The organism is Microcystis sp. M165S2, from assembly GCF_020245885.1.
Classification (GTDB): domain Bacteria; phylum Cyanobacteriota; class Cyanobacteriia; order Cyanobacteriales; family Microcystaceae; genus Microcystis.
Genome location: NZ_JADBTZ010000234.1, coordinates 1 through 8,849 on the forward strand (window position 1 = coordinate 1; position 8,849 = coordinate 8,849).

General features: G+C 44.1%; 13 protein-coding genes and 1 pseudogene. 10 read left to right on the forward strand and 4 right to left on the reverse strand.

Annotation, left to right across the window (positions count from 1 at the left end; all coding sequences use genetic code 11):
- The 10 genes and pseudogenes from IM479_RS11935 to prmC all read left to right on the forward strand — a co-directional run.
- A pseudogene (locus IM479_RS11935) lies at window positions 1-216 on the forward strand (RNA-guided endonuclease TnpB family protein); the annotation flags it as partial.
- A gap of 73 nt (window positions 217-289) precedes the next feature.
- On the forward strand, window positions 290-415 hold the full coding sequence (locus IM479_RS11940; protein WP_287684554.1) for a PIN domain-containing protein: 126 nt from the start codon (window positions 290-292) through the stop codon (window positions 413-415).
- Between the two features lie 371 nt (window positions 416-786).
- Entirely contained in the window at window positions 787-1,536 is a 750-nt protein-coding gene (locus tag IM479_RS11945) for an NYN domain-containing protein (protein ID WP_287684553.1), read from the forward strand.
- A gap of 142 nt (window positions 1,537-1,678) precedes the next feature.
- Window positions 1,679-1,903: a DUF433 domain-containing protein gene (locus IM479_RS11950; protein ID WP_287684555.1), complete on the forward strand. Its 225-nt coding sequence runs from the start codon at window positions 1,679-1,681 to the stop codon at window positions 1,901-1,903.
- Complete coding sequence (locus IM479_RS22650; RefSeq protein WP_353737554.1) at window positions 1,900-2,085, forward strand: DUF5615 family PIN-like protein; 186 nt, start codon at window positions 1,900-1,902, stop codon at window positions 2,083-2,085. Before IM479_RS11950 ends, IM479_RS22650 begins: the two co-directional genes overlap by 4 nt.
- A 189-nt stretch (window positions 2,086-2,274) precedes the next feature.
- Window positions 2,275-2,565 (forward strand): hypothetical protein, encoded by a 291-nt coding sequence (locus IM479_RS11955; protein WP_287684552.1) that lies wholly within the window; start codon window positions 2,275-2,277, stop codon window positions 2,563-2,565.
- Window positions 2,566-2,575: 10 nt separating this feature from the next.
- Window positions 2,576-2,851: a hypothetical protein gene (locus tag IM479_RS11960; protein ID WP_287699426.1), complete on the forward strand. Its 276-nt coding sequence runs from the start codon at window positions 2,576-2,578 to the stop codon at window positions 2,849-2,851.
- Window positions 2,852-3,221: 370 nt separating this feature from the next.
- A complete protein-coding gene (locus tag IM479_RS11965; RefSeq protein WP_287684550.1) occupies window positions 3,222-3,656 on the forward strand; it encodes a hypothetical protein in 435 nt (144 codons plus the stop codon).
- Between the two features lie 378 nt (window positions 3,657-4,034).
- Entirely contained in the window at window positions 4,035-4,835 is an 801-nt protein-coding gene (locus tag IM479_RS11970; protein ID WP_287684549.1) for a Tic22 family protein, read from the forward strand.
- 5 nt (window positions 4,836-4,840) lie between these two features.
- On the forward strand, window positions 4,841-5,725 hold the full coding sequence (gene prmC / locus IM479_RS11975; RefSeq protein ID WP_287684548.1) for a peptide chain release factor N(5)-glutamine methyltransferase: 885 nt from the start codon (window positions 4,841-4,843) through the stop codon (window positions 5,723-5,725).
- On the opposite strand, the gene IM479_RS11980 is transcribed toward prmC, so the two are convergent.
- The 4 genes from IM479_RS11980 to IM479_RS11995 are packed head-to-tail and all read right to left on the reverse strand — an operon-like array spanning window position 5,722 to window position 8,606.
- Window positions 5,722-6,258: a hypothetical protein gene (locus IM479_RS11980; protein WP_286823892.1), complete on the reverse strand. Its 537-nt coding sequence runs from the start codon at window positions 6,256-6,258 to the stop codon at window positions 5,722-5,724. The two genes, prmC and IM479_RS11980, sit on opposite strands and share 4 nt — an antisense overlap.
- Window positions 6,222-6,923, reverse strand: coding sequence for an orotidine-5'-phosphate decarboxylase (gene pyrF / locus IM479_RS11985; protein ID WP_287684547.1), 702 nt, complete (start codon window positions 6,921-6,923; stop codon window positions 6,222-6,224). The genes IM479_RS11980 and pyrF overlap by 37 nt, the downstream gene beginning before the upstream one ends.
- A 14-nt stretch (window positions 6,924-6,937) precedes the next feature.
- The gene (locus IM479_RS11990; RefSeq protein ID WP_287684546.1) at window positions 6,938-7,402 is read right to left on the reverse strand and encodes an MEKHLA domain-containing protein; all 465 of its coding nucleotides are present in this window, start codon (window positions 7,400-7,402) and stop codon (window positions 6,938-6,940) included.
- Window positions 7,403-7,424: 22 nt separating this feature from the next.
- The gene (locus IM479_RS11995; RefSeq protein WP_286823889.1) at window positions 7,425-8,606 is read right to left on the reverse strand and encodes a M20 family metallopeptidase; all 1,182 of its coding nucleotides are present in this window, start codon (window positions 8,604-8,606) and stop codon (window positions 7,425-7,427) included.
- Between the last annotated feature and the right edge of the window lie 243 nt (window positions 8,607-8,849).

An 8,849-nucleotide genomic window follows, 5' to 3' on the forward strand; every position in this document is an offset into this window, starting at 1 on the left:
CGACTAGAACCCATCAGTGCAAGTGTGGGTGTGTTTTGGATAGGGATGAAAACGCCGCAATCAACATCCTTAAAAGGGGACTAAGTACGGTAGGGCATACCGGAACCTTTGGGCTCGATCCAATAAACGCTTGGGGAGAGAATACCTCTACTTTTTCAGAAGCAATTCTGTCTTTCGCAAGTAATCTCTGTGAACCAAGAATCCCCGTCTCTTTAGAGCGGGGAGTGTCAAAGTACCTATTTCCGTTGAGATTGCCGAAGTTGCCGCCCAGTTAAGAGCAAGACAAAACTTGCGAACTCCAGACGCAATCCAGATTGCCACTGCTATGGGAGAAGGTGCTATGTTTTTCTTGACCAATGATGCCCGTTTAGCTGCTGTCCCAGATTTAAAAGTTTTGGTTTTGGATGCTCTGTAACAGTACGCCAATCTGGTGGAGTTCGTTCCTTAAACATTGATTCAAGCAAATGATTACAAGTAAAAAACGTCTATGCACAGCGACGGACGGGAGTGCGATCGGTTATGAGAGAGTTGTAAATTTTTGTTACGAAATGCAGTCAGATTGAACAATTGGTGCTATGGTCGCATAAAAGCTATTTGTATCTCGGCTGATTGTCAGGAATCGACAAAAGGGGTGATATGTCAAAAGTTTCCCCATATCCTTACTCTGGTTATTCGGAAAGTTTCTGCATAATCAACAGTTAGATGGCTTAGGCTATCAGCTGGGGCATACTTGAAGAGTGTCTGTTCGAGTTCAAAAATTAAAGTGACCAGCACCCCTGGAGCAATATGCGACAATCAGAATCAAAAATTGCGCTGCTGATTGATGCAGACAACGCCCCTGCATCAAAAATTGAGGCGATCGTCTCTGAAATTGCCAACTATGGAGTTGCCAATATTCGTAAGGCTTACGGAAACTGGAAAAGTCCTGCGCTGAAAGCCTGGGAGGAGTGTTTGCATGAATACGCTATTCGCCCCGTCCAACAGTTCGACTATACGAAGGGCAAAAATGCTACCGATGCTGCAATGATTATTGATGCAATGGATTTGCTGTATACACAAGAGTTGGATGCTTTTGCAATCGTGTCGAGTGATTGCGACTTTACTCCTTTAGTGATGAGAATTTTGACAAATGGCTTAAAAGTCTATGGATTTGGCGAGAAGAAAACGCCATTGCCTTTTGTTTATGCGTGTTCAACATTTTTATACCTAGAAACTATTGATCAAGCAGTAAATTCTGAGGAGACTTCCAAAGTTTCTGCAAGTGTTAAGAAAACTGGTAAAGAGTTGAAGCAAGACACCAAATTAATCAGTTTATTGAGGGGCGCGGTTTCTAGGACTCTAGACGATGATGGTTGGTCGAATTTGGCAGAGATTGGCGGACACATAGCAAATCAGGCATCTTTTGACCCACGCAACTACGGATATGCAAAGCTGAGTGGCCTGTTCGAGGCTATTGACTTATTCGAGATTCAGCGAAAAAATAAGGCAGTCTTCGTGAGGAGCAAGCAAAAGAATGGCACTACTCCAAAAACCTAGTGCCGCTCTGGTAGGGTGCGTTACCTAATGCAATTCCTACCGATGCAGCGATCAATTTTAAGGAAACCCAACATCCTCACCTGTTACTATGAAAGGGTATAATAAGCTTACTTTAGATCATCAAGGAGGTAACAAAACCTTAATGGAAAGTCGGATCCATATCCATCCAGATATTTGTAATGGAAGACCTGTTATAGCTGGAACTCGAATTCCGGTGCAAGCGGTTATGGAATTTTTAGGAGCAGGGGATTCTATTGAAGAAGTCCTTGAAGAATATCCCTCTCTGAATCGAGAAGATATTTATGCCTGTATGCAATTTGCAGCAAGATTGATGGCGAATCACTATGAAGTCAGAAAAATTGCATGAATGGTTTTTTCTTTGATGAAAATTTACCAGCTAAAATCCTGTTTACTCCATCTTTATCGATCATTTATGTTTCGGTTTTAGGTAGAAGTCCAAGTGATACGGAAATTTGGCAATATGGAAAGGATAAAAAACTGGTTATTGTTACGAAATTGGTATTCCTGACAAAGGGAGTTATTTACTGAGGTCATCCGCTCTTTTATTGTCAATAATTTAGCATCCAACTTCCTTGACCTCAATAACTTGGAAGCCATAGTCTGAAGTTCAAAGGCATACTACGAAAATTCTGTCAATGCGTAAGTCCTATTATATTTTTTCGACAATGGCAAGTTAGTTAATGTCGATGACTGGGTTCCTTATTGACGGGTGTAGCGATGACAGTATTATTATCGCCTAAAGGTACTTTCCCCGCTCAAATAATTGATATTATTAGTCCCTATCAGTTAGTCATGAACCGGGGAAAACGAAACAACATCCAAGTAGGACGGCGAATGTTAGTGTACGAACCAACCACGGAAAAAATTCAAGGTCGATGGGAATATCTAGAAATTCTCAAGGGGAGTGGACGGGTTATCAGCGTAGAGGAAAATAAAGCTACGATTGAATCCGATTACCTAAAGACATTTGAGAATCCTAAAATCGGGGATTCGGTTAAACCAATTTAGCAATTTTATCATGAGTAATCAACTTAAGGAAACAATAGGCGATTATGGCATCGAGAATAGTTTAGATGCCATGATTGACTTAATCGAGTTTCGATGCTTAAGCGAGCTACATAAAGCAGCAATATTAGCCTATTTAGGGTTTGCTGAAAAAGTTTTTCCTGGGGGCAGGGTGTGGGGTTTTATCGATTTTCAGGTGGTCAATTACCTAATTTTCAGGGAAAAAGTCCCGGAATTTTCCCCTAAATCACTCCAAAGGTCGGCACTTTTTGAGGTCAAAAAAGTCTAAAAGTCTTATCCAACAAAGTTTTTATATTTATTCAGCAAACCCTAACTATAGAGTTCTTGCATAATTAATTTTTGAGAGTTCAAAAGTGATAAAAATAGGCATAAAATTGCATAAAATACCTAAATAGAGCATTTAATTGATTAATGCTCATGCTTAATTCTTCTGAATCCTGACTACTGGCTCCTTACTCCTCACCTAACGGAAGATTTTTGATTTTTGCCAGAGGTCTTATTTTGTGTTTTTTTGTAAAAAGTAATTTTAAATACAGAAACTTTTTTTAGAATGTATAGATAAGTGACTAAGAAAAATTTAAGAATACTTTCTCACTTACCCTGGGCTTTTATATTAACCGATTAAGAGGATAATTACCGTGAAAACAGCGAAATATTCCGAAAAAATTGCCGCTCTCTGGACAACATTCCTCTTGGGAACCCTATTTCACACCCAACTGGGTTTAATGCCGCTCTTCCATGGTCAATCGATCGTCGAGAGTCATCAAACCAGCAATCTCGATCCGATTTTCTGGGGAATGTTGCTCTTTTTTTTGCTGCCAATGTTAGCGATTATCGGGGTCAATTTTAGCGAAAGTCGCTCCTTGAGAAAGGCCCATTTCTGGCTGACAATTCTCTATTCTGTCTTGAATTTAGCCCATCTCATCGCCGATCTTTTGGTCAGACCGATCGCCTGGTATCAAATCGCTCTCATGGCAATTTTATTGATTATCGGACTGATTTTAAATCTAGTTTCCTATCAATGGCTGCGGTTAGCGATCGCCCATCCGCGCCATCTCTCGGAACGTCATTAGTAGTGGCAAGATCAAAGGGACTAACTGATTCACACAAGAGAATGCCTTTTGATCTGAAGTTGGTGCTTATTAAGGCAAAAGCAAGCTTAAACCGTAGCTAAAGCGATTTTTTTTGAAAAAATAGCTTAAAAACTCCAATTAATCCCTATTATTTCCTAGATCAGCCCGTAAATTGCCCCTGTTTCCTGGCCGCCACTGCGACCACATCTCACCAAATATGGAGCTTTTTAGCTATGATGGTTGAGAAGCAAGCCAATAAAGGGAACTTTCGGGGCTTGTTATTCATCAAAAAACTCCTGATCGGAGGAGTCAAATAGACTATATAGTTCAGATTAACGACAAATATTGGTTAATAGTAATAACGAGGTAATTATTTTGATGAAATCTCTCATTCGTTGGACGGCAACTTTTGGTTTAGTAGGAACGACAATGTTGACTTCGCTGCTGGGAAGCTATTCTAAAGCACTCGCTTTACCGGAAGAACAAATCGTCAGAACCTTGCAGTCTGTACCTGTCTTCGCTATTGCCGATGATCAAGGAGTTCCCCTAATTGCCGTGGGAGAAAAAGAACAGAAATTCACGGGAGTTTTTATCAGTCAGCAGGACGCACAAAACTTTTTTGAACGACTGAAAAAAGAGAATCCTGAAGTGGCCAGCAAAGTTAAAGTTCAGGCTGTTTCTTTGGCACAGGTCTATAAAATGCAAACCAGTCAAACCGATCAAAATCGTCTAATTATCGATTTTGTTCCCAAAGAGTCGGAAGTAGAATCAGCGAAAAAACTGCTCAGTGAAAGAGGTCAACAATATCAAGGTGGTGTACCTTTATTTGTGCCGAAAGCAGGAAAAGAGAGTAATTTTCTGGTGATCAATCGCAATAATCAGGATTTTATTCCTTTCTTCTTTGAAAAAGCTGCCGCTTTGCAAATGGTAGAACAATATAAAAAAGCTAATCCCGCAGAAGCAGCCACGGTGAAAATTGATGTTATTCCCTTAGAAAATGTCATCGCCACCCTACAACAAAGCAACGATGAAGCTTTAACTAAAATTCTCCTCTATCCTAGCCAAGAAACGATTGATTTTATTCGGGCAAATAGCAACCAAAAGGCTCCCAACCAACCCCCGGCAAATCAGCCACGCCCTAATAATAATACCAATAATCCCCCCGCACCCAATCGTTAAGCCTTGTGTCTGCTAGTATTTCCGGTCAAGAATTAAGTCAATGGCGTCAACAGGCGATCGCCGATCTGCAGCAAGCGCAACTATCTCCGAAAGAAGTGGATATCTTTCTGCAAGTAGTGACAGATTTAGATACTCTTTCCCTGCGCTTACAATCCTTTCGCGAACGAGAAAAAATCCCTTTGAGTTATTCTTGGTCGGAAATTACTAAACGCTGGCAAAAACGCCTTCAAGCAAGGGTTCCCTTGCAGTATTTGCTCGAATCGGTGGTCTGGCGTAATTTTACCCTCAAAGTCTCCCCAGAAGTCTTAATTCCTCGTCCCGAAACCGAGTTATTAATCGATATTGTTGCAGAAACCGTCAGAGGAGAAGAAGGGGGAATCTGGGTAGATCTGGGAACCGGTAGCGGTGCGATCGCGATTGGTTTAGCCAGTATCTTGACAAAAGCAGAAATATATGCTAGTGATTACAGTCAAACGGCTTTAGCGATCGCCAAAGAGAATATCATCAATACGGGTTTTGCCGACAGAATTATCTTAAAACAGGGTTCTTGGTGGACACCCCTAGAGAAGTGGAAAGGACAGATTAGCGGTATGGTGTCCAATCCTCCCTATATTCCCAGTGCAGAAATTCTCGACTTACAAATTGAAGTGCGGGAACATGAACCCCGTTTGGCCTTGGATGGAGGTGAAGACGGATTGACCGCGCTGCGCTATCTAGCGGCCACTGCTCCCGATTATCTGCGATCGGGAGGCCTTTGGCTAGTGGAAATGAGAGCCGGTCAAGGGGAAAAAGTAGCGCAAATGCTGGAAAATCAGGGCAATTATCGACAAATTCAGATTATTAACGACCTAGCAGGTTTCGATCGCTTTGTTTTGGCCGAGCGAATTTAGCGCAATGTCCCCGCTTCGCAGTCCCGCAGCCAGAGACGCACCGCTTGGCCGATGGTGCCTTGACTGGTTTCTAGGGGAGGTAAGGGGACTTGAGCGGGTTCTAGGGAAGCTAGTTGACTGTAAATCGTCACTAATCGCCATCCTTCCCCAGTTTTAGTTAAAAATAACCAGTGATAATTCTGGAGAGTGACAGAGCGATTTTTGCTATACTGACGCTCTAAAGTCGTAAAAAAAACCTGTTGAGTGTCATCGGCAATTTGACCAGAATATTGACTGGCAGTTAAAGGTAGGGGTGCAAATTCGGGACGACCGGCAATAATCACAAAAACCGGTGTAGATAATTCTTGATCGATTTGGGAGCGGGTAATAACTCGGTTAGCATAACCGGGTAAATCTGACAAGAGGCGATCGACTAAAAGATTTAAATCCTCCGGACAGCTAGAAAGAGGAAGACTAACGGCTGGGAAGTTAATCCCGAAAATAACCAGTAATACAGCTAAATATCGGCTAATTCTTGACAAATTTTTGCCCATGCTACCTTTGGCTCCTCGGCACCGGTGATCGGTCGTCCAATTACTAGATAATCAGCCCCAGCTTTAAGCGCTTGGGCCGGAGTCATCACCCGACTTTGATCCCCTTTGCTTGACCAGGAGGGACGAACTCCGGGACAAACTAAGAGAAAATCCTCTCCACAGACGCGCCGCAATTGCGCCACTTCTTGGGGAGAACAAACCGCCCCATCAATTCCCGATTCCTTGCCCAATAATGCCAGATTTAAGGCATATTCCGATAGCTCTAGGGAAATTTTGAGGTCGAGGGCTAATTCACGGGCGTTAAGGCTGGTTAAAACGGTGATAGCGAGAAGTTTTGGCGGGGATGGCAGGTCAGAGATTGCCCCTTTCGCCGCCGTCAGCGCTTGCCGTCCGGCCGTAGCGTGGAGGGTGAGTAAATCCACTTGATAGCGACTAGCTGAACGACAGGCCCCGGCAACCGTATTGGGAATATCATGAAATTTTAGATCGAGAAAGCTCTTTTTTTGTCTTTCTTGCAGAATCCCTAGAATTTCTGTACCGCTACTGACAAATAATTCTAGTCCCACTTTCCAAAAATTGACTTCCGGCAACAGATCGAGCAGTGCGATCGCTGATTCTAAATCCGGCACATCGAGAGGAACAATAATTCGGTCTGAGTTGGTCATATTTGGCTGATAAATCAGAGAAAAATCCAATCGGCAAAAGTGGCAGCCTGTCCGCAATAAATGCCATCACGATCGATGATATTCCAAACGATCGCTTTTTCAATGCGAAATAGTTGACCGTTTTTCGTGATCCTTACCCCGTGATAATCGTTGATATAGCCCTGTTTTTTGACTAAATCCAGCATTTTTTGGCGTTCTTGGGCGATTTCCTCTCCCTCTACCGTCGCTCGCGAAGGAGTTGCTAATAATTCTGGCCAAGTTAAACCCCAGAGATCGAGGGCGCCGCGATTACCATAATTGAAGATCGGATTAGTTTGTGTACCGTGGGAAACCAGCACAAAAGGGGCATAAAAGAGCATTTTACTCTGTTCTTTGCCAGTACCGATCCAGGGCAAAAGCGATCGCCCGATTAATTGTTCATAACTATCCAGCAGCAATTCCGTCCAAGCTATAATAGCTAAATCTTCCCAAATTTCCATAAAATTATCTTGAAAAACCGGTTTAATCTTGCCGTTGCCAATATTTATAGGCCGCGTAGGCTAAAGTAATCACTCCCGTCAGAATTGCCGACTCATCCACTAAAAATTCCGGATGGTGAAGGGGGGGATTAAGGAGATTAGGAGAACCCACTCCCAGACGGAACATTGTCCCCGGGGCCTGTTGCAAATAAAGGGAAAAATCCTCGGCCCCCATGGAGGGTTCCGAGAGAATTAACACCCGATCCTGTCCCCAAGCTTCTAAACCGGCTTCTTCGACTAACCGGGTTAAAAATTGGTCATTTTGCACCGATGGCACGCCCCGACGATATTTTACTTGACATTTAGCGTTATATGTGCTACAGACATTCGTGACCAAACTCTCGATCCATTCCGGGAGATGGGCGTGGGTTTCTGGGTGCAGCGATCGCACGGTTCCTGCCATGCGTACCTGATCGGCGATGACGTTGGGGGCGCGACCACCGCTAATCTGCCCGATGGTGAGAACAATGGGACGCAAAGGGTTCTGAGTCCGACTAATTGCCTGTTGCAAAGTGGTGATTACTTGCGAGGCGATCCAGATAGCATCGATCGCCTCGTGGGGACGGGCCCCGTGGCCAGATTCCCCTTGAATAAAAATCTCCAGATCGTCGGCAGCTGCAGTTAAGGCCCCGTAACGAACCCCGATCGATCGGGCCGGAATCGAGGGGAAAACGTGCAGCCCCAAAACGGCGCTGACATCCCGCATCACCCCCTCCCGGATCATCCAACTGGCCCCCTGGGCGATTTCCTCTGCTGGTTGAAAGAGAAAGCGTATTTTTCCCTCCAAAGGTTCCGAGAGACGGGAAAGCACCATCGCCACCCCTAAACCGACGGTAGCATGAACATCGTGACCGCAGGCGTGCATAATCCCCGGTTTACGGGAAGCAAAGTCTAAATCGGTTCTTTCTTGGATCGGCAGGGCATCCATATCGGCGCGGATAGCTAAAATTCTCCGATCACTGCCTTTTCCCGCCAATTCTCCCTTAACTCCCGTTTTTCCCACCGCTTCCTGCACCGATAGACCACAGGAAGACAAAACTCCGGCAATATAGGCGGCCGTTTGATATTCTTGCCCACTTAACTCTGGATTCGCGTGAATGTGGCGGCGAATCTCCACTAATCGGGGTGCGAGACTCTCGGCTATGTTTTTAATCTCGGAGAGCATGAAACCAGTTTTACAGTATCTTTAGACTTAATCATAGAGCATTTTTTCCCTGAAAATTCGACTTGGCTGATTTTAAGTCTGCATTGTCTTCTCGGCATTCTTTCATCGAAAATTTTGGGTGGGAAACCCCGCCGTTCTAGGTTGGCTTTACGTTAGAATTAAAAAGACCGTCTCGAAAACCAAGTGGGCGGACAGCACCTTGAAAACTCGGCTTAGGGGGTTCCGTTCAGAAAAGCTTGTCCG